The 24149-nt window shown below is 47.2% G+C and carries 22 protein-coding genes, 1 pseudogene and 1 riboswitch; of the genes and pseudogenes, 15 read left to right on the top strand and 8 right to left on the bottom strand.

Going from position 1 to position 24149, the window contains the following annotated elements; genetic code table 11:
* Positions 1-5 precede the first annotated feature (5 nt).
* Both VP504_RS04260 and VP504_RS04255 read right to left on the bottom strand, forming a co-directional pair.
* Positions 6-1382, bottom strand: a complete 1377-nt coding sequence (locus VP504_RS04260) for a TolC family protein (protein ID WP_325893098.1) — start codon at positions 1380-1382, stop codon at positions 6-8.
* Positions 1383-1468: 86 nt separating this feature from the next.
* Positions 1469-1858, bottom strand: a complete 390-nt coding sequence (locus VP504_RS04255) for a hypothetical protein (RefSeq protein WP_325893097.1) — start codon at positions 1856-1858, stop codon at positions 1469-1471.
* Between the two features lie 167 nt (positions 1859-2025).
* Positions 2026-2123, top strand: a riboswitch (TPP riboswitch).
* A gap of 73 nt (positions 2124-2196) precedes the next feature.
* On the opposite strand from VP504_RS04255, the gene thiD reads away from it, so the two are divergent.
* From thiD to VP504_RS04225, 6 genes are all read left to right on the top strand, one after another.
* Entirely contained in the window at positions 2197-3027 is an 831-nt protein-coding gene (gene thiD / locus VP504_RS04250; RefSeq protein ID WP_325893096.1) for a bifunctional hydroxymethylpyrimidine kinase/phosphomethylpyrimidine kinase, read from the top strand.
* A 13-nt stretch (positions 3028-3040) separates the two neighbouring features.
* Positions 3041-3826 carry a hydroxyethylthiazole kinase gene (gene thiM / locus VP504_RS04245; RefSeq protein ID WP_325893095.1) on the top strand — a complete coding sequence of 262 codons (786 nt, stop codon included), beginning with the start codon at positions 3041-3043 and terminating at the stop codon, positions 3824-3826.
* The gene (gene thiE, locus VP504_RS04240) at positions 3823-4464 is read left to right on the top strand and encodes a thiamine phosphate synthase (RefSeq protein ID WP_325893094.1); all 642 of its coding nucleotides are present in this window, start codon (positions 3823-3825) and stop codon (positions 4462-4464) included. Before thiM ends, thiE begins: the two co-directional genes overlap by 4 nt.
* Before the next feature lie 128 nt (positions 4465-4592).
* Entirely contained in the window at positions 4593-5801 is a 1209-nt protein-coding gene (gene kch / locus VP504_RS04235) for a voltage-gated potassium channel protein (RefSeq protein ID WP_325893093.1), read from the top strand.
* Between the two features lie 337 nt (positions 5802-6138).
* On the top strand, positions 6139-6300 hold the full coding sequence (locus VP504_RS04230) for a hypothetical protein (RefSeq protein WP_325893092.1): 162 nt from the start codon (positions 6139-6141) through the stop codon (positions 6298-6300).
* 165 nt (positions 6301-6465) lie between these two features.
* Complete coding sequence (locus VP504_RS04225; RefSeq protein ID WP_325893091.1) at positions 6466-7410, top strand: RDD family protein; 945 nt, start codon at positions 6466-6468, stop codon at positions 7408-7410.
* A gap of 1331 nt (positions 7411-8741) precedes the next feature.
* On the opposite strand, the pseudogene VP504_RS04220 reads toward VP504_RS04225, so the two are convergent.
* A pseudogene (locus tag VP504_RS04220) lies at positions 8742-8990 on the bottom strand (hypothetical protein).
* A gap of 255 nt (positions 8991-9245) precedes the next feature.
* Here VP504_RS04220 and VP504_RS04215 point away from each other — a divergent pair.
* Positions 9246-9539, top strand: a complete 294-nt coding sequence (locus tag VP504_RS04215; RefSeq protein ID WP_062714786.1) for a winged helix-turn-helix domain-containing protein — start codon at positions 9246-9248, stop codon at positions 9537-9539.
* Between the two features lie 63 nt (positions 9540-9602).
* Here the strand turns inward: VP504_RS04215 and fabV are convergent, their stop codons facing one another.
* The 3 genes from fabV to mobB form a co-directional block, all read right to left on the bottom strand.
* Positions 9603-10799, bottom strand: coding sequence for an enoyl-ACP reductase FabV (gene fabV, locus VP504_RS04210; protein WP_325893090.1), 1197 nt, complete (start codon positions 10797-10799; stop codon positions 9603-9605).
* 10 nt (positions 10800-10809) lie between these two features.
* Complete coding sequence (locus VP504_RS04205; RefSeq protein ID WP_325893089.1) at positions 10810-11265, bottom strand: methylglyoxal synthase; 456 nt, start codon at positions 11263-11265, stop codon at positions 10810-10812.
* Between the two features lie 228 nt (positions 11266-11493).
* On the bottom strand, positions 11494-12075 hold the full coding sequence (mobB, locus tag VP504_RS04200; protein WP_325893979.1) for a molybdopterin-guanine dinucleotide biosynthesis protein B: 582 nt from the start codon (positions 12073-12075) through the stop codon (positions 11494-11496).
* 387 nt (positions 12076-12462) lie between these two features.
* Here mobB and VP504_RS04195 point away from each other — a divergent pair, with 387 nt between their 5' ends.
* From VP504_RS04195 to VP504_RS04170, 6 genes are all read left to right on the top strand, one after another.
* Complete coding sequence (locus tag VP504_RS04195; RefSeq protein ID WP_325893087.1) at positions 12463-12963, top strand: hypothetical protein; 501 nt, start codon at positions 12463-12465, stop codon at positions 12961-12963.
* Between the two features lie 52 nt (positions 12964-13015).
* The gene (locus tag VP504_RS04190; protein ID WP_325893086.1) at positions 13016-14110 is read left to right on the top strand and encodes an endonuclease/exonuclease/phosphatase family protein; all 1095 of its coding nucleotides are present in this window, start codon (positions 13016-13018) and stop codon (positions 14108-14110) included.
* A gap of 503 nt (positions 14111-14613) precedes the next feature.
* Complete coding sequence (locus VP504_RS04185) at positions 14614-15612, top strand: BMP family lipoprotein (protein ID WP_062714776.1); 999 nt, start codon at positions 14614-14616, stop codon at positions 15610-15612.
* Positions 15613-15753: 141 nt separating this feature from the next.
* On the top strand, positions 15754-17298 hold the full coding sequence (locus VP504_RS04180) for an ABC transporter ATP-binding protein (protein WP_325893085.1): 1545 nt from the start codon (positions 15754-15756) through the stop codon (positions 17296-17298).
* A complete protein-coding gene (locus tag VP504_RS04175) occupies positions 17295-18413 on the top strand; it encodes an ABC transporter permease (RefSeq protein WP_325893084.1) in 1119 nt (372 codons plus the stop codon). The genes VP504_RS04180 and VP504_RS04175 overlap by 4 nt, the downstream gene beginning before the upstream one ends.
* A gap of 1 nt (position 18414) precedes the next feature.
* Complete coding sequence (locus tag VP504_RS04170) at positions 18415-19389, top strand: ABC transporter permease (protein ID WP_325893083.1); 975 nt, start codon at positions 18415-18417, stop codon at positions 19387-19389.
* Between the two features lie 74 nt (positions 19390-19463).
* On the opposite strand, the gene speG is transcribed toward VP504_RS04170, so the two are convergent.
* Complete coding sequence (speG, locus tag VP504_RS04165) at positions 19464-19988, bottom strand: spermidine N1-acetyltransferase (protein WP_062714767.1); 525 nt, start codon at positions 19986-19988, stop codon at positions 19464-19466.
* A gap of 159 nt (positions 19989-20147) precedes the next feature.
* On the bottom strand, positions 20148-21350 hold the full coding sequence (locus tag VP504_RS04160; protein WP_325893082.1) for a sugar transporter: 1203 nt from the start codon (positions 21348-21350) through the stop codon (positions 20148-20150).
* 545 nt (positions 21351-21895) lie between these two features.
* Here VP504_RS04160 and VP504_RS04155 point away from each other — a divergent pair.
* Both VP504_RS04155 and VP504_RS04150 read left to right on the top strand, forming a co-directional pair.
* Positions 21896-22540: a hypothetical protein gene (locus tag VP504_RS04155; RefSeq protein ID WP_325893081.1), complete on the top strand. Its 645-nt coding sequence runs from the start codon at positions 21896-21898 to the stop codon at positions 22538-22540.
* 194 nt (positions 22541-22734) lie between these two features.
* The gene (locus tag VP504_RS04150) at positions 22735-23859 is read left to right on the top strand and encodes a M14 family metallopeptidase (protein ID WP_325893080.1); all 1125 of its coding nucleotides are present in this window, start codon (positions 22735-22737) and stop codon (positions 23857-23859) included.
* The last annotated feature ends 290 nt before the right edge of the window (positions 23860-24149 follow it).

Raw genomic sequence — 24149 nt, 5'->3', positions numbered from 1 at the left:
CCCCGTTACTGATGAGCGTTTCTTGTTGTTGGTTGTGCGATATCCGGCGTTTCGACGCGATAGTCAAAGCCACCCAGCAAAGCAGCGAGGTTGCTGTTCACTAAGTTCAGGTCAGTGATAAGGCGCTGTTTTTCCAGCGCGAGTGTCAGCTCATCGCTGGCAGCGGCAATCACATCGCTGAACTGTGCGGTGTTGTTCTGATATCCACGTTCAACGGCTTGAGTGCGCGCCTTTGCTTGTTCAATCAGGGTGTTTCGGTAGCGCTCCAAACGCTGTTCCAGGTTTTCCCTGTCAACGAGCAAGGCATTCACCTTGGCGTTCATCTGTGCGAGAAGAAGATCTTTCTGGGACTTGGCTGCACCTACCTGGTACTGGGCAGCAGCATGGTTTTTATCCTGACGGTTATCCGTAAACAGCGGTAAATCCATGGTCAGGTAAGCACTGACCAAATCTGATGCTGGTTGGCCGTTCATGCCGTTTGCCTGTCGGTAGGCATACATGACTTCAACACCAAATTGCGGTGCGTAAGCTTGCTCGGCAATTTCCACCTGCGTTTCGCTGGCTGAAATGGCGGCATCGGTCATTTTGACCATAGGGTGATCGACCAACAGTGCGTAATGCTCAGTGCCGTCTGAGCGTTCAATGCGTTGGTTCAGGTGTTGCCAATCGAGTTGGTTTGACGTGAGAAGTTGACCATTTTGTGCCAGCCATTCTGTACCGAGCCATTCGGAAAGCTGCGAGGTAATGCGGCGCTGCATTTGGGCATTGGCCTGAAGTTTTTCATCCAGCTTGCTCACTTGCAGTTGTGCGTTCAGTAAATCCTGTGCTTCGTTTTTGCCAATCGAATAATTGGTTTGAATGAAGTTGGCCAGTTCACGCATCAGGCGTTGGTTTTCTTTCAGAATATCTTCGGCTTGTTGCTGATACCCCAATTCCAGCCAAAGTTGGGTAATACCATTGGCAATATCGCGCTCGCGGGCGTCGACTTGAAGCGACATACCGTCGGCTTGTTGATTGGCTTTTCTCTGCTGTAGCGAGAGGGTTTCACCACGTTCGAATTGTTGCATCAGACCCAAAGAGATATTGGTCATTGGGTCTTGGTCGAACTGAAAACTGTCGATAGGTAACCCGCCGAACCCGACTTTAAGCTTCGGATCCATCAGCGTTGCGCTGGCAATGCCGGTTTCACGCATGGCTTGAGATTGCGCATAAAACTGTTTGCGACTGGCATCATAGCGCAGCGCCTGTTCAATCAACTGTGTCAGAGAGTCTTGCTTGGCCGTTATCTCAGCTGCTGTTGCCACACTGTGGGCAAAAACAGGTACAGAGACAGAGACCAGAGCACATACCGACAAAGCCAGTAAGCTTGGTTTGAATTTCATAACTAAATCCATTTCTGGCGTCGAAAAGCGACGCGAAAATACACTCAGCGCCTTATTTCGGGCGCAACAAGGTCAATATGATGGATTTAGGATATTGGAGGTCTGTAGAGAGACTGTGGTTGATAGACCGTCGGGGCTGACAGGTCGGTATTCATCAGTGCCAGTTTGGCCTGATTGAGTGGGGATGTTTGTTGGTCTGTGAATAGCGCAAAGGCAGAGAAGCAGGTTGCAGGGCAACAGTTGTGGTCCATGCCGGACGCTGAACCGCAGTCAGGAGCAGAGGCTTCGGTCATCATGGTGTGACCGGCATGTGGATTAGCCATTTGCTCTTTCATTTCGCAGGGCACAACAGGCTGATGATGTTGGGTCATCATTTCCATTGTGTTCATCGGAGAGCCAGATGCAATAGCCGACACCAGCATGGCAAGCAGGCTGATGATGGATATCCAGTATTTTCTGAGAGAAGAAATACGCATCTAACTTCAATAGCGAAACAACATTACCGACAAGTGTAAACCTTTACCTAGCGGTAAGGTCAACAAAATTTCACTTTACCCTGATTCGATTGATGAACTTTTCAGCCGGAGGAGGTGATCACCTGCGGGGTAAGCGATTGCACTTTCAGGTAATCTTGTTAGTATCGAAGCCATAGTCGGGGAGCCAATTGGCTGAGAACGCATCGCGTGACCCGTTGAACCTGAGGCAGTTAATACTGACGTAGGGAACTATGTTGAAGTTGGGTTTCAATCGGGCCAGTATTCACTAACTACCATCCCCAGCTTTCTCAAGTTCCCCTTATTTTTAAGGGACTTCCATGCAAGACCAATCAAAGCAAACACCCATTGTTCTCACCATTGCAGGCTCTGACAGCGGTGGCGGCGCAGGTATTCAGGCAGATATCAAAGCCATTTCCGCGACGGGAAGCTATGCCTGTTCAGCGGTCACTGCCATCACTGCTCAAAACACGCTCGGCGTATCTGCTATTTTCCCGATTCCCGTCGAACACCTTGCCCATCAGTTGGATGCCGTGTTTTCCGACCTTAATGTGGTCGCAGTGAAAGTGGGTATGTTGGCAGATGCCAATATCATCAAAGTTGTCGCAGACAAAATCCGCCATTATCGCCCTCAGTATCTGGTGGTTGACCCTGTGATGGTCGCAACCAGTGGCGATTTGCTGTTGAAGCAAGAGGCCATCAGCACGCTGAAAAATGAACTGCTGCCGTTGGCCAATATCATTACGCCCAATTTGCCGGAAGGCTCCGCATTAACAGGCGCGGAGGTGCCCCAAACCGAGCAAGAGATGAGTGAGATGATTGCAGACCTGCGCGCTCTGGGTTCTGGGTCGGTGCTTTTGAAAGGTGGGCATTTGGAGTCCGACGAAAACAGCAATGACCTTTTGATTTTCGAAGACCAGGTTGAGACTTTCTCTGCCAAACGCACGCAGACCAAGAATACGCACGGCACAGGTTGCACGCTGTCTTCGGCTATTGCGTCTTATTTGGCGCAAGGCAATGAGTTAAGTCAGGCTGTAGCGCTTGCAAAACGCTATATCTCTGAGGCCATTTCTCACGCAGACGAACTCGAAGTCGGGCAGGGCCACGGCCCAGTAAATCACTTTTACCAAGGACACGGCGCGGTGCGCTGAAAAGGAGCAGGCGATGAACACAGAAACGATCGTAGCGGCACTTAAACAGGTTAGAGAGTCCAAACCGCTGGTGGTGAACATTACTAACTATGTGGTGATGAATAACTCTGCCAACGCGTTGCTGGCGCTCGGGGCGTCCCCAATCATGGCGCACTCCCAGCAGGAAATGGCAGAGATGATGTCATTTTCCGGTGCCTTGGTGATCAATATCGGTACGTTGGACAGCGCTTGGACGCCGCGCATGATTCATGCTGTTGAGCAAGCCAACCTGAATAAGAAAACCGTGGTGCTGGATCCTGTCGGTTGCGGAGCCAGCGCGCTTCGCACCGAGACTTCAAGACAAATCGCAGCCTGGGCTGAATCCCTCATCATTCGGGGCAATGCCTCAGAAATCATTGCATTGGCCGGAGAGCGAGCGCAAAGCAAAGGTGTGGATGCGTTGGACAGCAGCGAAGCCGCTCTTGGGGCAGCGAGGTATTTGGTTGAAGCTTACAACTGTAACGTTGTGGTCTCTGGCGCGACAGATTACATCGTGACATCTCAAGGGGAAACCCAGCTCAACAACGGTCATGAAATGATGCCTTACGTTACGGGTATGGGTTGTTCGCTGTCTGCTCTTACTGGAGCGTTTGCAGCTGTTGGGGAGAATACCGGACTTGCAGCCGCAGCCGTCATGGGCGTGGTGGGAGAAATTGCCGCTGAAAGGGCAAAGGGACCGGGCAGTTTGCAAGTTGAGATCCTGGATGCACTTTACCAACTGGATGAAGCGACGCTTCTCAAACGCCTGAAAATCTCATGAACACGGAAAAGACGTTAAACCCATATCGCTTGTATCTGGTGACTGATGACCAACAGGATTTGGATACGTTGAAAAACGTGGTTTCCGAAGCCGTGGCAGGTGGTGTCACCATGGTGCAGGTGCGAGAGAAGCACGGTGATGTCAGGGCGTTTATCGAGCGGGCAAAAGCGGTGAAAGCGATTCTGGCAGGAACCGGTGTTCCACTTATCATCAATGACCGTGTTGATGTGGCTTTAGCGGTTGATGCGGATGGCGTGCACCTTGGCCAATCGGACATGCCAGCAGAGATTGCTCTTGATTTGATTGGTCCTGACAAACTGCTGGGGCTATCTATCGAAACCGAAGCCCAGCTTGAAGAAGCCGATAACTTACCTGTCGATTATCTTGGTCTCAGTGCGATATTCGCGACGCCAACAAAAACCAATATCAAGAAAGAGTGGGGTGTTGAAGGGCTACGAAAAGCCGTTGAGCAAAGCGGCTATCCGATTGTTGCGATTGGTGGTATTAACACCTCTAACCTTAATGAGGTGATGGCGACAAGGCTTGCGGGTGTTGCGCTGGTGTCAGCGATTTGCCATGCGGAATCGCCAAAGCGGGCGGCTGAGGAAATCCTTGCCCAAATGAACCGCGCAGATTGAATCAAAGTCAGTCTTGAAAACCCGCCCAGCACGGGTTTTCTTTTGCATCCCACTGTCTTGGCAACAAAACATAGTGCAAGTGGGCTGAGAACTATACTCCCTTCGGATTAGTCTCTCAGGTGACCAGATTGCACATTCATCTTCTTCAAAAAGCTCTCGATTTCTGGCGTCGTGTTCGTCACTCTCTAGTCGCCGCATTGGTATTTATCAATGGCTTTCTGATTTTCCAATCTGTTTGGGGACAGAATCTCGATTTGGTGGCGCTGTTCCACATCAAAAGCTTTACTGACATCAACTGGACACATGCGGTCAATGGGCCTTGGTTACTCCTCGGTATCTTCTTGATGCTGAACGCCTTTGGTTTGTTGTTCAGAGCGCGGATTGCCTGGGCGGTGAGTCTCATTCTGTTGATGATTGTGTTCACCTTTACCTGGCATTTTTTCCCGCATCTTGGCGCGCATTTGTATTGGAGCGCCAGCGCCGTATTACTGTTGATTTTGCTGAGCAAAGACTTCAACCATTCCAGTGCCACAGCGGGTGGTATTGCAGCCTTTATAAGCTTTGCCGTTTTGCTGTTTTATTCCACTTACGGTGCGCTCTATTTCGGTGAAGGCTTCCATCCCGCTATCCATGATTTGATGACGGCGTTTTACTTTTCCATGGTGACTATGACCACCGTCGGTTATGGCGACATTATCCCTCAAACTGAGGCGGCGAGGCTGTTTACCATCTCTGTTATCATCGCAGGGATCACCGTATTTGCTACCTCTCTGACTACCGTATTTGGCCCGATTATCCGGGGAGGGTTGAACAAGCTTGTGAAAGGAGTGCAAAAGCCGATGAACAGGAAAAATCACTTTATTGTCTGTGGCACTTCAGTGCTGGCATCCAGCACGATTTGGCAGCTTCATAAGCGCGAATTGGCTGTCACTATGGTGACGATTGAAGACGAAGATAAGTTTGCCCAGATTGAGCAAAGAGTAGGGACTAAGCTCGATATTATTTCCGGCGATAGCACCGACAGCGATGTGTTATTGGAAGCGGGTGTCGAGCATTGTCGTGCTGTGTTGGCGTTGACGGAAGATGATGCCACCAACGCATTTATCGTACTTTCGGTAAAGGCCATCTCGCCCGATATTAAAGTGGTTACCGCAGTGAATGACGCCAAGAATATGAAGAAGGTTAAGCGTGTAAACGCGGACGTATTGCTATCGCCTCAGCTGTTTGGCAGTGAAATCCTTGCCAGTGTGTTATCTGGGGAGCCCATTAGCAATGAACAGTTATTGGGTATGCTGCTGCGCTCCGGTGATGGTTTGGTGAAAGAAAAAGAAAGCTAACGGCTTTGCTTGCGTTGATTCCAGAGGGTGTGAGCTGCCAAAGTTACGACAATTAAACCTGCACCCGTTGCCACAGAGGGAGTTGGCACTTCTCCTAGAATTAGCCAAACCAGTAGTGGTCCAAACAAGACCTCCAAAAGCAGAATCAAACTTGCTTCTGCCGCTGGTATACATTTGGGGCCAAAATTACTGTAAGTATTTAATATTATGAATTTATGGAATTAGTTCTCCGTAGTTCCTCTAAATGGGGCACTGGTGGGACACGATCTGAATTTCTTATTCAACTACGATTTTTAATGTGTTTGTTCCCCCGTTTCCGCTAGGGACTTCATCACAAATGGGGCAGCTATACGGTCTGGTACCTCTATTGTCTTTAGGGGCGATTTTATTCCCTCAAATCAACACCCAATCACCGGAGTCAGTGACACGTTCAATCGGTTGGATTGGCCTTGTGGCTGTGTCAATCGTCCTTGCCTGCTTCAAACTCTACGTCTGGTAGGTGACGATTGGATGCTTAATTAATGGGTGGAGTTGGGAAGTTAAAGACCCAGAGCTTTGCACTGTTGGTACATGTAGGACTAGAAAAGGTGTCGCATAATACAGAAGCACACCGTTTTGGGGTATTTTCACAAAGGTCGCTCTATCTCATACTAAGGGCTTTATTTTGGGGAAAGCACAAGAAACATGGATTTGTGGATTCTGGCGAAGAATCGGAGCTTTATGTGCTGATTTTCTATTTTTATCAATTGTCGGGAATCTTTTAGGTATCACCCAAAAAGACTTTCTCGCTCAGCTTGGTGGGTGGGGTTTATTAGTAGGCTTTGCTATATCGATTGTCTATTTTGGAGTAATGAATAGCTCTTTAGTGAATGGCCAAATATTAGGTAAGATGCTGTTAAAGATAAGAGTTGTAGATTCATCAAACTCAACAGTTAGTCTGCCAAGGTCGTTTTTAAGATCTAGCTTTTTTTTGATCCCGATCTTTCTTTCTGGAGCGCAACTCTCTTCCGAAGTACTTCTCCCATACTTAATTTATCCATTGTCTTTTATTATATTGGGTGGCTTCCTATCTATACTTTATTTATATATCTTCAATCGTGTTACTAGACAGTCACTACATGATCTAGTAAGCGGGACTTATGTTGTGAGTGTTAATGGTAGTATCGGTACTCCTCTTTCAATATGGAAAACGCATCTGGTTATAGTAACGTTGGTTCTTATAACATCCTTTCTTTCTCCTATCTTTACATCTGATTTGGTCAAATCTAAGGATTTTATAAGTCTGTTAGAAACTGAAAGAGAGATAAGAAAAAATGAACTAGTAAAAAGTGCGACGGTTCAAGAAGTTTCGAGTGCTTTTAACTCGTTTGATTCTGGCAGCAAAACAATAAAATTTGTTGAAGCTAATGTTTTTCTTAATAAAAAAGATGTTTACGATGCTAATATTGCAAAGCAGCTGGCTGCAATTATAGTGGATGCGTACCCAGATTCACTAAACAATAGTTTCATTCAAGTAACGCCTACCTACGGCTATGATATTGGTATTTCATCAAGGTGGTATAGCAACGTTTATAGATTCAGCCCTAAGGATTTAACGAGGTTAAAATAAAGAAAATAATTAATAGAGCTACGTATGCTACTTCTATTAGTAATCAGAGTGCTAGAAGAGATACTCGTCTATATATTGTTTTTGAATTAGAAAAAGGGTATAAATTTTCGATTAATGCATATTATCAGGGGGAATCGAAATGGTCTTTTTACTCTTCAGCTAAAATCTCACCACTTTACAAGGGTGATTACTTTATAGGGAATGCAAAAGATGAAGAAGGAACACTACTCAAAGTATACTATTCTATCAATACTTGCGATACTACCGAACTCAGCAGCGGCCTTAATTATTGATGGCGAGAGAAATGATTGGGTCTTGGTTTTACAGCTAGGGTCTAACCGATGGGTAATAGGTGCGACCATGCGGCTGGAGTTTGGGATTCCTCTAAGGTAGGATATTTGGCCTAACTAAGAACTACCTTCAATACAGTAAGAGTTTTGTTGATAACGATGAGCTTAAAAGACTACGTAGATACATATTATTTCATTGGTAAAATCCTTTTTTTTCCTCTCCTTTGATTTTGATTTCTCTTCTAATTATAAAGAAAAAAGCTAAAAAAGTTTTCCGGGCTTCCGTCTGTTTATTTTCCGTAGTCGCCTTTGTCTGGGGAGGTTTTTTTGTCTTTGATGGGTTTCTTAAAATTAAAGTAGAGTCGGAAATAAAGAGCTTTGTGTCCAAGCCTTATAGCGAGTACTCTGTTTTTTTAGATGGAGAGCCTCAAAGTTCAATTGAGATTGTTCGCTCTTTGCAGGGACTTTCAACAAGATTTACAGATAAAACGTTTTCTTTTAGGACAAATGAAAGGGTTTATAAGATTATCACAGATGACTCTTCACTTACCTTGAGAGTGTTTAATTCCTCTAAGAGGGAGCCATTTTATTGGGTTGTCTATATGGTTCCAGAGACTAATTATCGGTATATAGGAAGGATTCTATTTAATGAAGCCAATTAATCTAATTTTATTTTCTCTTTTAGTGAACTCATTCGGGGTGAGTGCTGATACCCCCATTTTGATGGTGGCTGGCATCGGAACAACAATGTAAAAATCGAACAAGTTGTTACTTATTGGGCTGGGCAAAGCCTAAATCCAATCGTCAAGTTATCCAATGGCTCATATTGCAGCATCAACGAAACTGACAGGAACCTATTTTCAACCATACTCGCTATGAGAGCGTCTAGTGCTACAGGTCAGTTTGTATGTGAGGAAAAAACCAGCCCAACGCCAAGAGGTTGTTTGCATATGGCAATAAAGCCTAGATTCGCCGTTGGTGTGTCAGTGTATCTCTAATCTGGACAAAGCCCGACGATCATCGGGCTCTACCTGTCATCTATTATTCGTCGTCCTCGTCCGGGCCCATAACAATCGTCACCGGACCATAGTAGTGATGGTGGTGGTGTGTTGTGCGGTGATGGTGGTGAGTCCCTTTGTGCGAATTCACACCACCATGCAAGTGGTGTCCATGGCTGGGCTAATGGGCGCGGTAATCGAGGTGATCTTTGTTGTGCTTATGTTCGACGTCGTCACCATAAGCATTTTCCATGGTCTCGTGGGTGGATACTTTTGTTTTTTGCTGAGCCATCACTGTCCTCCGTTTTGATATCGGAATAGTTTGAGCACCGAACAGTCTGGCACGCATCTCAGCGTGCAGTCGGTGAATCCCGTATTATTGCTGAGACTGGGTGTGGATTGTTGCATTACGCATGATTTCACTTATGGGTGGACACAATGACGTGAGTTGCTGCACTAAAAACAGCGGATAACATTTTTCTGCCATGCTTTGGCGTTACACTCAACGTCAGTCTAAATCAGGCTAATAATCTGAAAGGGAAAGCATTTGAGTAAACCGAGCAAAACCAAAACCAGTTTCTATCGTCGCCTGTTGGTGGCGCACCTTATCGACAATGGCGTAAATACTGTCCCTGCCATTATTAGCGAAACCGGTATGCCGAGACGAACGGCTCAGGACACGATTGAAGCGCTTGGCGAGTTGGATATTGAAACCGAATTTGTCGGTGCTAATAAAAACGGTGGATATGAGATTAAAGACTGGGGCGCGATAAACCGTACTTGGGTGAGAAAGCACTTGGATGAGATTAAAGCCCTTCTGGAATATCCAACGTCGGGATAAACGATAACAATGGCAGAGTAGCTCTGCCATTTTTATCTTCAGCAGACTTATCGGACGCTTAAACTAAGGGTGAAGCACCTTGAGTGCCTCAATGTCGACATCCTGTGAGTAGTCGACGGAATCGAATTCAAAGCCGTTCAGCTGCAAGAACTCGCCTAGGACGCCTTGGTAATCACCGACATCAGTGAAGTTTTCAGTATTCATTTCAGCCAACAGTGCGTTTACTTCCTGTTGGACGTCATCTCGCAGTTCCCAATCATCCATGCGGATCAAGCCTTCAGCATCGCGCGCCGAACTGTTTTGCCACTTGTCGTAAAACAAGCGGTTCATTTGCTCGATACAACCTTCATGAAGTCCTTTCTGCTTCATCACGTGGTAAAGCGCCAGAAGGTAAGGAGTCAAACCCGGTATAAACACGCTCGCCTTGGTAACTAAAGCCTTACACACAGCGATATTGGCATTACCCTCTATGTTTTCTAGCAGTGTGTTGATATCATCACGGGTGTTGTGTAGATGGGTTTTAGCGAGTCCTAACGTGCCTTTGTGGTAAATGGCATGGGTGTGTTCGGGACCAATGTAGGAGTAGGCCACCGTTTCACAGCCTTTAGATAGTAGCTTTCTCTCGCTGAGGAACTGCATCCAACTAAGCCAGTCTTCACCGCCCATCACCTTCACGGTCTCTTCGATTTCCTGCTCGGTTGCTGGAGGGAACGAGACCATGTCCAGACTGTTTTTCTCGAAGTTGACCGAGTAACCCTCTACAGTCTCCCCAACAGGACGAATTGCTGAGCGCCAGAATTCGCCGTTTTCAGGGTTTGGCCTTATACCTGTCGCGAGAGAATAGACTACTAAATCAACCTGGCCATCGAAATCACACTCAATGGCCTTTGCTACTTGCTCACGGGTTTCGGCGGAAAACGCATCGCCTACAATGTTGGTAGATACCAATCCCTCTTTTTCTGCAGCATCACGGAAGAAGATGTTGTTGTACCATCCTGCACTGCCAATGCCTTTTTCTGACACGCCGCGCTCGAAGGACACCCCAATGGTTCCTGCCTTTGCTGACCCAAATGCAAGAGCAATTCGAGAAGCAAGGCCAAATCCGGATGACGCGCCAAGCACCAAAACGCGCTTGGGCAAAATCCTTGAAGGAGATTGTTGGGAAAGTGATTTTGAAATTTGCTCAGAGATAGCTGCCTGACAACCGAAAGGGTGGCAGCTACGTGCTACCACACCTTGAATTTTGGGCTGGATAATCATGAGTTAAGGATTATAGCCTTTCTGATAGATATTTATCGTAATCTGGCACTTCGATGTCAATTTCGTTCATCATCATTGGTGAAGTGATTAGGTAGTTTGCAGAAGCGCGGTTGATGGCCACCGGAATGTTCCAAACTGTGGCGATACGGAGTAGTGCCTTTACATCAGGATCATGAGGAACGGCACAGAGTGGATCCCAGAAGAAGACCAGCACATCGATTTTCTTTTCGCAAATCATTGCGCCCAACTGTTGGTCGCCACCCATTGGACCACTCATTAAAGAGGTGATGGCTAAGCCGGTTTCACGGCTTAGGATGTTTCCAGTGGTACCTGTGGCGAAGAGTTTGTGATGAGCTAGTGCGTCTTTGTGTTCTTTTACCCAACGTAGCAATTCTGATTTGCAATGGTCGTGGGCAACGAGTGCGACTTGTTTATTTGAACTGACGGTGCGGGTAGTTGACTTCATATCTAACTTCTTGTGCATTTTTAGAAAGACTCATTTTGAAGTTTTTAACCGAAACGGGCGACCCATTAATGGGAAAAGGCCGACATAGATCGTCAATTCATCCACTAGGCATCTGTCTAATTGGTTGCTGTAATAATGTACAGCTGGCACCAAGAGTCCCGACACAAAATGATTGTTACATTATCATTGTGGTTGTTCACCTCATTATTTCGCGCCAAATAGGTATTTTTACAGCTTTAGCTCATAAGCGAGATATTTCTCACTTTCGGGCGCATTTGCCAGCCAGTATTTTATGAATCCGGCAATATCTGATGGCTGGTTCAGGTCCAGACTTGGTAGATTGAACTCATCTAAAGCATCAGGTTTCTGGTCATAAGCAATGGCAATAATATGAGTGTCATGCGGAAATAAAGTCGGCTTTCCGTAACTTGGCCTGTGAATTTCGATTTTTGGCAGAGTTTCATTGCGAAAGCCTTCAACAAGCACGATGTCAAGCCGTGAATGGTCGAGTTGAGCCAAACACTCTCTTAACTGAGGGTCTCTTTCTTCATTGCCTCGATACTCAAAAAACAGCATGTGGCGTCTAGAGGTTGCCAGTAAAAGCTGGTCGCTGCCAGCATAGCGGAGTCGATAGCTGTCTTTGGTAGGTTTATCCGGTTCGATGTCATGATGGCTGTGTTTCAAAAGCCCTACCCGTAAGCCCGAGGAATTTAAATGTGGGATAACGGCTTCCAGCAAAGTGGTTTTTCCTGAACCACTAAATCCAGCAAACCCGAGCACGGGAGTTACCTGCCTCGATTGGTCAATCATCAATATTGCCTAAAGCTAATTTTCTAAAAAGTGATAAAGCGATAGTGAATATGACATACGGTTAATGTTTTACGTGCAGAAAAAATGAAACGCACTACATTTAGTTTCGTATGACACTCGTTCGCTGTTGCATATCCGTGCTAGTACAATTACTGATATTTCTCAGTCGGAACTGCTTTCGTCGCAAAGGGATGGGATAAACCTCTCTTCTTTGGTCAGAAATTCCGCAGGTTTCCTGTCTGAGGTATACAATCAATGCAGAATACAACAGATGTGATAACGGGATGATATTGCAGGGCAAAGTGGATGTGCCTGTTGCAATTGCCCACGCCTGACATGTATTTCCGCCAACCATTCATGAGCACTACATTATCATGGAGCGATAATATGTGGGTTACCCTCGATTTTGAAGCGTCTGGACTCACGGAAGCTTCATATCCCATTGAAGTTGGTTACAGTTTGCCAGACGGTAACAGTATCAGCTTACTAATAAACCCAGATACCTCTCCCGAGAACTGGCAGCATTGGGATGATTTTGCTGAAACAGAAATTCATGGTCTGAGTCGTTTCGCGTTGAAAAAAGACGGGCTTTCTGTCATCGATGTGTGTAAGCATCTCAATGGGGCGCTCTGCTATTACAGCGATGTTTTGTGTGATAGCCAGTGGGATTTGTTCTGGTTGGGTCGTTTATATAAAGCAGCACATATGCGACCAACTTTTACCCTGACGGAAGTTGGCCATTGGCTTCTCAATCATGATGGTGTTAGCAGGCAAGATTTTCTTGCCGCACTGGAATCTCTTGGGCCTGCTCCACACCGCGCAGAAGCAGATGCAAAGTATATTCGAGAGGCACTTTCTATGACGCTTGGTAAGGAACGTTGCTCTTAAGTTGCTCAGAGGGTTACTATTTGTGGACTGAAACAGAGCAAGTAGTATCATCATGTCTGAGCAAATGGCGTCTGCACCCAAAACGCTGAGGTTTGCCACTTTCAATGTGGCAATGTCGGCAGACAAATCTGGCGAACTCTTCAGTCAACTGGAGGAAGGAACGCATCGTCGTTTCGCCAATATTGCCGCTGTGATCCAACACAGTCAGCCTGACGTTTTGCTTTTGTGCGAATTCGATCACCCTGGAAATGGCGGCGATGATGGCATGCTGGCGTTTTTCCAGAATGAATACCTCGAGAAGTCTCAGTTTGGGCAACTAGCGATTCACTTCCCTTACTCTTACCTTCCTGCCACTAACACGGGGTTGTCTGTTGTTGAAGGAGAGGAGATCTCGGTGTCGCCAGAAAGGGCACATGGTTTCGGTAGGCATCACGGCCAATATGGCTTTGCCATTCTCAGCAAATACCCCCTCGATATCGAAAACTGCCGCCATTGGCAAAAAACCACTTGGCAGGATTATCCTGGCAGCCAGATGCCAGAATCGTATTTTTTGAATAAGGGATTGGAATCCATCCGTCTCTCATCCAAAAACCACATCGCACTGCCAGTGATTGTCGGAGATAAGCGTATTCACTTGGTAGCATGTCACCCTACACCTCCGGTTTTCGATGGCCCAGAAAAGCGTAACTTAAGAAGAAACGCTGATGAGCTGAGGCTACTGCATGACATTGTGACCAACGCCCCTTTTCTTGTTGACGACAGCGGAAAGCGAGGTGGACTTGATAGCAGCGAAGCGTTTGTCATTATGGGTGATCTGAATGCGGATCCTGTCAACGGAGATGGGGACAAAGCGATGATCCGCACTTTGCTTTCTGATCTCATTCTTCATGATGTTCAGCCACAAAGTGAAGGGGCGACAAGGTCTGTATCAGATTCGCGGATGAGAGGAAAAGGCCGTGCGACCCATAACCGAGGCTTAAGGTTGGACTATGTGCTGCCATCTCACCATCTTAAACCGATCAATTCTGGTGTGTTCTGGCCCAAAGTAGATGATGCTTTAGCTCCATTCATATACAACGAGAGTGGAAAGCCAGTGCCGGGTCGGTCTTCTGATCACCGTTTGGTGTTTGTTGATGTAATACTGTAAGAGCCACCATAGAAGCCCCCTGTGAAAACGAGAGTCAGCGCACGTAAATGCGCGCGGTGTGTGAAAGCGTTCAAGATTTCACCGCATGCGGAACGATATTTGTCCGTGCTTTGTGGATGAAATGTTAATTTGTCCTATGAATACATATATCCAAATCATATGAAGCTCTGAGTCTTCATGTGGCTAGGGGCTGTTGACCTTTGGTGATGATTTTTGCAGCAGTTTGTGGGGATTTTATGCAAGGCAGAGGCTTCGATGTGTAGCTAGCCTACATGAGAAGACGATAACGCAGCAGAAATTCCCCACAAACGCTGCCCGAAGGGTTCTGCCCTAAGCGTTTTACGCTTTGTTGAGGTGTATTTGCTTAGAATGACTAGGCGGCACACACCTCGCCGCGCCTAAAACGCTTATAGCGAGAACAAAATTTAACCACCAAAGGTCAACAGCCCCTAGCGTATAAATTTATCAAACAACGGATTTCCTCAATAGATGGAGTATCAAGGATGAAAACGATCACCTCACTGGCTGCAGCAGTTACTCTGGGTCTAATGTCTGCATCGGCGTCAGCAGCTCAGTTCAAGCCTTCTGTCATTTTCGATATGGGTGGTAAGTTCGACAAATCATTCAACCAGGCTGCTTATACTGGCGCAGAAGCGTTTAAGACTGATACAGGTATCAGCTACGGTGAGTTTGAAATCACCAACGAGGCACAGCGTGAGCAAGCGATGCTGCGCATGGCTCAGCGCGGTTTCAGCCCAATCGTTGCAGTAGGGTTCCAGCAAGCGCCTATCGTAGAGAAAGTGGCGAAGCAATTCCCTAAAACTGAATTCGTTATCATTGATGCAGTGGTCGATCTGCCAAACGTACGTTCTGTGGTGTTCAAAGAACACGAAGGTTCGTTCCTGGTTGGTGCACTAGCCGTGATGAAAAGTGAAAGCGACAAAGTCGGTTTCGTTGGTGGCATGGACATCCCTCTTATCCGTAAGTTTGCGTGTGGCTACGAGCAAGGCGCGAAGTTCCAGGCTGATGGTGCGGAAGTTATCCAGAACATGACGGGTTCAACCCCGGCTGCATGGAATAACCCAACCAAAGGTGCAGAGCTGGCGAAATCACAGTTTGATAAAGGCGTAGATGTGGTTTACGCAGCAGCGGGCGGCACTGGAGTGGGTGTTTACCAAGCAGCTGTTGACGGCAGCAAGTATGCCATCGGTGTCGATTCAAACCAAAACTACCTGCACCCAGGTGTTATGCTGACTTCCATGGTTAAGCGTGTAGATGTCGCGGTTCAGGACGCATTTAATGATGCGAAAAATGGCGAGTTCACTCCGGGTCTTCAGGCGCTGGGTCTGAAAGAAGGCGGTGTTGACTGGGCGCTGGACGAGCACAACCGAGATCTGGTTACCCCAGAAATGGAAGCGCGTGTGAAGCAAATCCGTGATGACATCATTGCGGGTAAAATCGTGGTTCACGATTACTTCAGCACGGATTCCTGCGAATACTAATTCGTGATTGTCGCCCCCGGTGGATCTGATCTTCCGGGGGCGATTTGCATCAAGAGATAGCGATTCGCCTTGCAACCTAACTTATTGCTCTTACGGGGATAATCGCTTAAGTCGTTCTTAAATTGATGCCAAGGAGCTGGCATGACACAACCCGCCATTCAACTGCGAGGGATCAACAAACGATTCGGCGCAGTTCATGCAAACAAAGACATCGATCTTACGGTGATGCCAGGAACCATACACGGTATTGTCGGGGAAAACGGTGCAGGTAAATCGACATTGATGTCGATTCTCTACGGATTTTATCAGGCTGATTCAGGCACCATCGAAGTGGATGGTGAAACGGTCAAAATCAAAGACTCTCAAGATGCTATCTCCCACGGCATCGGTATGGTTCATCAACACTTTATGTTGGTAGAAACCTTCTCTGTTCTTGAAAACATCATGCTTGGCGCGGAAGGACATAGCCTACTTAATGTAGCCTCCCGCAACGTGCGTGGTGCACTGGAGAAAATTGAAGACGAATATGGCCTGACCGTGGATCTTGATGCCATTGTCGGCGAGCTTCCGGTCGGTATTCAACAACGCGTCGAAATTCTTAAATCACTTTATCGTGGCGCGCGCATTCTTATTCTGGATGAGCCGACAGGCGTACTGACGCCGCAGGAAATTGAGCAGTTCTTCGATATTCTCAACACTCTAAAATCACAGGGTGTCACTATCATTCTGATCACCCACAAGCTCAAAGAAATCATGGCAATCACAGACACGGTCTCTGTAATGCGTCAGGGTGCGATGGTGGCTCACAGAAATACAGCAGAAACCAATGTGGATGAGCTGGCCGAGTTGATGGTGGGTCGCAAAGTTCTTCTTCGTGTGGACAAAACAGATGCGATGTCAGGCGATGAGCGCCTGAACGTGAGCAATGTGTCCTGGTTTGATAGCCGAGGCGTGAAGCGTCTTAAAGATCTGAGCTTCTCGCTGCGCGCAGGCGAAATTCTCGGCGTAGCGGGTGTATCCGGTAACGGCCAATCTGAGCTACTTTCTGTACTTTCCGGTGTGCTCACTCCGCAAAATGGGGAGTTTACTTTGAGCACCTCACAAGGAAGACGCAGGTTTGCCAAAAAAGACAAGCGCGACGCAGGGTTAATGCGAGATTTAGGTGTAGGACATATCCCAGAAGACCGCATTAAACAAGGTTTGGTGAAAGCCATGCCTGCATCAGAAAGTGCCATTTTAGGCTTCCAGAACGATGAAGCTTATGGAAAGACGTTGCTCGATCCTGCTGCCATAGAGGCCGCGACCCGAGAGATGATGGAGCAATACGATGTCCGTCCGACTGACCCTCATCTGAAATCTGCTAACTTCTCCGGTGGCAACCAACAAAAGCTTATCATTGCACGAGAAATGCTTCGTCATCCTGATGTACTGCTCGTTGGCCAGCCAACCCGTGGTGTTGATATCGGTGCCATTGAATTTATTCACCGCAACCTGATCACCGCCCGTGACGCAGGTGCGGCGATTTTGCTGGTTTCGACAGAACTGGAAGAAATTATGTCGCTGTCCGATCGCATCATTGTGCTAGTGGACGGTGAAATCACCGGTGATGTGATTGCCAAAGACATGGACGAGCGCCAACTCGGTATCTTGATGGCGAACGCCGCAGAAGAGGAGGGCGCAGCATGAATGTACCTCAACAAAGCGCCCCAATGTGGGTGAAAACCTTTCTGGTTCCCTTCATTCAACTCTCCGTGGCGCTGGTCATCTCCAGCTTGGTGGTGTTGCTCGTGGGTGAGAGCCCAACAGCGGCATTCAGCGTGATGATTCAGGGTGCAACCAATCTGGAATTTGGCGGACTGAACAATACTTTGTATTACGCGACAAACTTTGTGTTCACTGGTCTGGCAGTTGCAGTCGCTTTCCATGCGGGTTTGTTCAATATCGGCGGTGAAGGGCAGGCTTACATTGCAGGACTCGGTATCGGCATTTTGATGCTGCTTCTCGATGACGTGCTCAATATGTGGCTGATGGCACCGTTGGCTATATTGGTAGCAGCGGCTTTCGGCGCAATCTGGGGCGCAGTACCGGGTTATCTGCAGGCGAAACGTGGTTCGCACATTGTTGTTACCACCATCATGTTCAACTTTATTGCCTTCTCAGTGATGGGTTACGCATTGGTTGAACATATCGCCAAATACGGCGGCAACTCGACTGATTCACGCTATTTCAACCCTGAAGCGGTTTTCCCGAAACTTTATGAGCTTGGCGCAAGCTATGGTCTCGAGCTTCCATTCTCTCTGCTCAACCCTTCCATCCTTCTCGCCCTGCTGGTTGCCTACTTGGTGTGGGTGCTGATGTTCAGAACACGCCTCGGCTATGCCATTCGTGTGGTTGGGCAAAGCGCGACAGCCGCTGAATATGCAGGTATCGACGCCAAGAAAATCATCATTATCGCGATGACGATTTCTGGTGCATTAGCGGGCTTGATGGCAGTGAATGAAGTGTACGGAGCACAAAACCGCCTGATCCTGAACTTCACTGGTGGTTTCGGCTTTATTGGTATCGCCGTAGCACTGATGGGGCGAAATCATCCTTTTGGTATCATTATCGCAGCCTTGCTGTTTGGTGCGCTTTACCAAGGTGGTACTGAACTGCAGTTTGAAATGCCGAGTCTGAACCCAGAACTCATCATGGTTATTCAAGGTCTGGTTATCTTCTTTACGGGTGCATTAGACAGGCTGATTCGTAAGCCGGTTGAAGGCTTCTTTATGCGCCGTAGCGCGCAAACAGAGGGGGCGTAACATGGAATGGTTTAACTGGATTCTCTCCTCTGCTGACTCAACGCTTCGTCTCGCGGTTCCGCTGATTTTTGCTGCAATGGCCGGGATTTTCTCAGAACGCGCAGGCGTGGTTGATATTGGCCTTGAAGGTAAGATGTTGTTCTCTGCCTTCACTGCGGCGGCGGTTTCTTATGTTACGGGCAACCCTTGGTTAGGCTTGATGGCTGCCATTGCGGGTTCCATGATGTTGGCGCTGATCCATGGCTATGCGTCGATCACTCAAAAGGGCGATCAGATTATCTCAGGCCTGGCGGTGAACTTCTTCGCGTCAGGGATGACGATAACGCTCGGGCACGCCTGGTTTGAACGCGGTGGTCAAACGCCAACGCTTCATAATGACCAACGCTTCCTACCCACTGAACTGCCGGGTGCAGAATGGTTAGGAGATACTATTCCTGTATTGGGGCCACTTTATAGAGATGTGGTTTCTGGCCACAACGTTCTGGTTTATCTGGCCTTTATTGCGGTGATTGCGACATGGTGGGTGCTGTTTAGAACCCGTTTTGGCTTGCGCTTACGTGCAGTAGGTGAAGAACCAAACGCGATTGATACCGCAGGTATATCGGTCGTTTGGTTGCGTTATCGCGCGGTTCTGATAGCGGGGTTATTGTGTGGCTTAGCGGGTGCTTACCTTTCCACTGCACAGAATGCGGCGTTTGGTAAGGAGATGACAGCAGGTCAGGGCTACATTGCACTGGCAGCGGTTATCTTCGGTAAATGGCAGCCGCGCAACGCGTTTTTAGCGTGCTTGTTGTTCGGTTTCCTGTCTGCGCTTGAAACACGTATGCAAGGCGTAGAAATCCCGTTGATTGGGGTGTTGCCAACTCAGGTATTCTCGGCATTGCCGTATGTACTGACCGTGGTACTGCTTGCTGGCTTTATCGGCAAAGCCGTTGCTCCGAAAGCGATTGGGCGACCATACGAGAAAGAACGCTAATGGCTTAAAAGTGCACAAAGATAAACGAGGGCATTTGCCCTCGTTTTTTTTATTCTTTAGCAATCTAAATACGGTTAAGCACTACGTTTTGCCAAGTAATCATCCTGAAGAATGTACATGCGCTTAATGTCGCAGTATTCACCATTCACGAAGATTTCCTTCACGAGATGGCCTTCCTCAACGAAGCCACACTTATTGTACAAGTGAATCGCCTTTTCGTTATTCACTGCCACGTTCAGGTAGACCTTGTGCAGGTTCAGAATCGTAAAGGCGTAATTCAACGCTTTGTTGATGAGTGTCTTGGCATAGCCGCAACCTTGGAAATCCGGCGCGATGATAATCTGGAACTCTGCATTGCGGTGGATCGAGTTGATTTCCACCAACTCAACAAGGCCAACCGCCTGCTTCTGTTCGTTCTCTGCGATAAAACGACGCTCGGTGCTGTCATGAATGTGCTTTCTGAACAGATCTTCCAGCTCATAGTAAGACTCATAAGGTTCTTCGAACCAATATGACATGATTGAGCGGTTGTTGTTTAGCTGGTGGATAAAGCGAAGATCGGTTTGCTCAAGGGCGCGTAATCGAATAGCGTTTTGCATACTATTTCTCGTTCTAAAGTGTCTGTTAGCGCGACTGAATTTTTGTCGGCGACGGAAGATATCACCGGATTTCGAAGTAGGGAAATGAAATGTTTTATCGTTTTAGTGGAAACAAATGAGAAGCCGCTGATTTCAGTCAGCGGCTTTTAATTCTGGCTATTAAGATGGTACCTGAACCAACTCCGGCTCCATATCGTCCGTTCTTTTCTTCCGTACCAGATACCAAAGTGGCAGCAGACCAAAGCTTATCACGGCAAGGGCAACAAGGCCGTTTTTCGCCGCGCCATAGTGAAGCACAACCTGACTACCCAGCAGCGCGCCGCCGCCAATTCCTACATTGAAAATGCCGGAGTAGATAGCCATGGTGATATCGGTCGCTTTCGAGCCGTATTCCAGCGCGCGTGTTTGTAAGGCGAGGGCGACTGTCATCATCACTGCGCCCCAAAGAGCCACGCCCGGGAAAAGCTGGAATATGCCTACGCCGGATCTCGAGAGCATAGAAAGGCACAACGCCAGCAAGCCAAAGCTCAGAATCAGCAGGGTGTTTGGATGGCGAGGCTGAAGGCGACTGAACAACAAGCTGCCAACAATACCCGCTGCGCCGTAAGTCATCAGCGCCCAGGTGGTGACATCCGCACTCAAACTCCAAACCTGCTGAATCAGCGGTTCAAGATAGGTGTAAGCCGTAAAATGAGCAGTGACGATAATCGCCGTCAATAGATACAGGCTCAGCAGCGGCTTATTACGCGCAATCTCGGGCAGGCTGGATAGGTTGCCGGAGTTGGAAACCGGCAGCTCAGGCAGCCAGCGCCAAAGTGCCAACATCAGCACGCCGGAAATTACGCCAATGCCACCGAAAGTCGTGCGCCAGCCGAACCATTCGCCAACAACGCGACCCAATGGCACCCCCATCACCATGGCTAACACTGTACCGGTTCCAAGCAGACTGATTGCCACCGCGCTTTTGCCTTTCGGAGCCATTCTTACAGCCATCGCAACACTAATCGACCAGAACACCGAGTGCGCAAATGCGATACCAACACGGGAAACCAGCAGCATGTTATAACTGGTTGCCATGGCAGAAATGACATGACTTACAACAAACAATGCGAATACGCCAAGCATTAAGCGGCGACGCTCAAAATTGGCAAGCAGTAGCATCACTGGCAAAGAAGCCAGCGCCACAATCCAGGCGTAAATCGTCAGCATTGGGCCGACTTCCGCTGGGCGCATACCAAAGCTTTCGCCAAGGTTCGCCAACATGCCGACAGGGACAAATTCGGTGGTATTGAAAATAAAGGCGCTCAGGGCGATCAGAAACACTCTGAGCCAAGGCAGCAGGTTTTGGTTTTTGGTGTGCATGGTGATGCGAAGCGACAGGCAAAAAATAAACAACAAACGAAAAAGGAACGCGAGTGTAATGCAGGTTCAAAAAAGAGGCAATGGTCAAAAAATTTGCAATCAATTCTACCGAGAGCTTAACAGGTAAGGGCAAGCGAGGGCGACTTCTGGCAACCAAGCCATGTCACCAACCCAACCTTTACTTGAAAATTTCCGTTCGCTTTGTGGAGAGGGAGTGCCCATAGAAGACACTGAGAGAGGTTAGATACCATTAAAGTATGAATATAGATTGAAACCGCGTGGTTTAAGTTTGAGTGATATTTTCTAACAGCAAAAACAATGTTCATTCCCTAAGTGGGATTTGTTGGTTTTTTCCTCTTTATTTTCACTATGTATCGACACGAAACAATGTGATCTGATGTTATTTGTTTACCATTATATCGATAAAAAGTGACATGAAAATCCGGGAGGTTTTAAATTCTAAGTGGCACTTTTATCATTCTTTACATAATTATTTTCTAACGACATCTTTATCCTACAAATATTGAAAACACTGAGGATTAAGCATGAAGCTAAGAAACTTACTATCAATTTTTACTTTAATAACCCTGACTTTTTCACTTCCGTCTATTTCTGGAACAGTCGACAAAAAAGTAAAAGAAGAATGGGAGCGATGGGGCCCGTATAAACTAAAGACAGTAGAGATTGGTATTGGTGAAGTTACTAAACAACCAAATGAAGAGATTAGTGGCAGTATGTTTGATCTTTCCGTAGTAAGTAGAGATTTTGTTACCGGTTTTAACGGAACCGCATACAACAGTAGTATTGGAGGAGGGACAGATACCTTTCTCTACAATCGCGGTGGTAACGAGTCATCGTGGTATAGTTTTTCACCAAAAAAGCATTGGTTACAAAAGATAATCGTTAAAGAAAATTATCTGGTAGGAGAGTCTGGTATACAGTTTTTGCGATTGAAAGGTGATGGGTTTGATGTTAAGTCTGGTACCAATCCGGGCAAAAACTATATTGAGAAATCTGTTGTGTCATTTGCTAATAAAAACAAAGAGTTTACCTATGCTCCTATATTGACTCACATTGCGATTTATTATCATAATAGCTCCCCAAGTATTAATGGTTTTCGTATGAGATTCCTCATTCCCGAATATTCTGAAGTCCGCCATAGTCAAAACGTTTCGGTAAAATACTTTTAAATTTTAGTGTTAGTGTGGCCACATCGCGTGGAGCTGTGGCCATTTTAAATTATTTTATTTTTAAAGTTTATATAGCCTTTTGATAAAAGGCTTAGGCTGTGAGATTTAACGATTCAATACGTCTTTTATCGCTTTAACGAAAAACTGTTTATGCTAAAGTACTTCACAAATTCCGATAAGAAAGACGATCAATAATGAAAATCTTCAGCAACTTTGACAGCGGCAACATTCAGGTGGTTTCCGCTGACTCACCAGCCAATATCCAGCTTTCAATCCCAGCCGACAACAACACAGAAACCGCGCAATGGTTCCACTTCCGTTTGGAAAGTGATTCGCAGGAACTGCACCAGTTCACGCTGCTAAACCTTGCTAAATCCGCTTACCCAGAAGGTTGGCAGGATTACGATGTAGTCGCGTCTTACGACCGTAACGAGTGGTTCCGTATTCCTTCAGAGTTTGATGGCGAAAACCTGCGTTTCTCGGTGATACCGGAAGCAAGCTCCATGTATTTTGCCTATTTCGCGCCTTACTCTTACGAGCGTCATCAAGATTTGCTGCACGAAGCGCATACCCATTATGCCTGCAAATTGGAAACACTGGGTGCAACCATTGATGGCAACGACATCAGCCTGCTGACCATTGGCGAACCAGCCGAAGGTAAAAAGAATATTTGGGTGATTGGCCGCCAACACCCGGGTGAAACCATGGCAGAGTGGTTTATTGAAGGCCTGTTGATGCGCCTACTGGATGAAACCGACACCATCGGCAAAGCGCTAATTGATAATGCAGTTATCCGTGTTGTGCCAAACATGAACCCAGACGGCAGTATCCGTGGTCACCTTCGTCACAATGCGGTCGGCGCAAACCTTAACCGCGAATGGCAAACGCCGACCCTAGAGCGCAGCCCAGAGGTTTTCTACGTGCGAGAACGTATGCTGGAAACGGGCGTAGATATGTTCCTGGATATCCACGGCGACGAAGCTATTCCGTACAACTTTGTGGCAGGAAGTGAGGGCATTCCTTCCTACGATGAAGATTTCGCCGCGATGGAAGCTCACTTCAAGCAAGCGCTGCTGACCATCACCCCAGAGTTTCAAGACGAGCACGGCTACCCGAAAAGTGCACCCGGTACAGCTAACCTGACAGTGGGCTCTAACTGGGTGGCAGAGCAGTTTAAGTGTTTGTCTTACACCGTTGAAATGCCATTCAAAGACCACAACGACCAGCCAGACGAAATTTACGGGTGGTCACCAGATCGCAGTGCTGCTCTCGGCAGCGATATGCTTGCCGCTATTTGGGCGACATTGCCAAAGCTTTGACGGGTTGATTGAAGTGTAACGCCACCGAGAGGTGGCGTTTTTGGTTTGGGGTTATGCAGTGTGGTTCTGCCCCATTAAGTAGGTCAGTGTTACTTAGTCCGTGATGGCTCTGATAAAAGGAAAAACAAAAAGAATTATGTTGAAGTGGGCCGCATTGTTTAAAGGAGGAGTATGTCTCATATGTGAAATTTTTTTCTTTATTTCCCCAGGTTTCTCTCGGTAACTGTCTGCTTTAACAATTAATCTGATTTTTATAATGTCTCAGTCTTATTTGTGAATCAATATTCTCA

The sequence above is a fragment of the Grimontia sp. NTOU-MAR1 genome (assembly GCF_035758505.1).
Classification (GTDB): domain Bacteria; phylum Pseudomonadota; class Gammaproteobacteria; order Enterobacterales; family Vibrionaceae; genus Enterovibrio; species Enterovibrio marinus.
The sequence above is the reverse complement of the archived record's forward strand: the minus strand, read 5'-3'. Positions and strand labels throughout refer to the sequence as shown.

Coding starts and splice junctions, on each gene's coding strand:
- VP504_RS04205 (WP_325893089.1), bottom strand. CDS start 11,265: ATGAAGTCAACTACCCGCACCGTCAGTTCAAATAAACAAGTCGCACTC.
- VP504_RS04195 (WP_325893087.1), top strand. CDS start 12,463: ATGTGGGTTACCCTCGATTTTGAAGCGTCTGGACTCACGGAAGCTTCA.
- speG (WP_062714767.1), bottom strand. CDS start 19,988: ATGCAAAACGCTATTCGATTACGCGCCCTTGAGCAAACCGATCTTCGC.
- VP504_RS04185 (WP_062714776.1), top strand. CDS start 14,614: ATGAAAACGATCACCTCACTGGCTGCAGCAGTTACTCTGGGTCTAATG.
- VP504_RS04155 (WP_325893081.1), top strand. CDS start 21,896: ATGAAGCTAAGAAACTTACTATCAATTTTTACTTTAATAACCCTGACT.
- mobB (WP_325893979.1), bottom strand. CDS start 12,075: ATGATTGACCAATCGAGGCAGGTAACTCCCGTGCTCGGGTTTGCTGGA.
- VP504_RS04150 (WP_325893080.1), top strand. CDS start 22,735: ATGAAAATCTTCAGCAACTTTGACAGCGGCAACATTCAGGTGGTTTCC.
- VP504_RS04190 (WP_325893086.1), top strand. CDS start 13,016: ATGTCTGAGCAAATGGCGTCTGCACCCAAAACGCTGAGGTTTGCCACT.
- VP504_RS04260 (WP_325893098.1), bottom strand. CDS start 1,382: ATGAAATTCAAACCAAGCTTACTGGCTTTGTCGGTATGTGCTCTGGTC.
- VP504_RS04180 (WP_325893085.1), top strand. CDS start 15,754: ATGACACAACCCGCCATTCAACTGCGAGGGATCAACAAACGATTCGGC.
- VP504_RS04230 (WP_325893092.1), top strand. CDS start 6,139: ATGGGGCAGCTATACGGTCTGGTACCTCTATTGTCTTTAGGGGCGATT.
- VP504_RS04255 (WP_325893097.1), bottom strand. CDS start 1,858: ATGCGTATTTCTTCTCTCAGAAAATACTGGATATCCATCATCAGCCTG.
- VP504_RS04175 (WP_325893084.1), top strand. CDS start 17,295: ATGAATGTACCTCAACAAAGCGCCCCAATGTGGGTGAAAACCTTTCTG.
- VP504_RS04170 (WP_325893083.1), top strand. CDS start 18,415: ATGGAATGGTTTAACTGGATTCTCTCCTCTGCTGACTCAACGCTTCGT.
- VP504_RS04160 (WP_325893082.1), bottom strand. CDS start 21,350: ATGCACACCAAAAACCAAAACCTGCTGCCTTGGCTCAGAGTGTTTCTG.
- thiM (WP_325893095.1), top strand. CDS start 3,041: ATGAACACAGAAACGATCGTAGCGGCACTTAAACAGGTTAGAGAGTCC.
- thiD (WP_325893096.1), top strand. CDS start 2,197: ATGCAAGACCAATCAAAGCAAACACCCATTGTTCTCACCATTGCAGGC.
- thiE (WP_325893094.1), top strand. CDS start 3,823: ATGAACACGGAAAAGACGTTAAACCCATATCGCTTGTATCTGGTGACT.
- fabV (WP_325893090.1), bottom strand. CDS start 10,799: ATGATTATCCAGCCCAAAATTCAAGGTGTGGTAGCACGTAGCTGCCAC.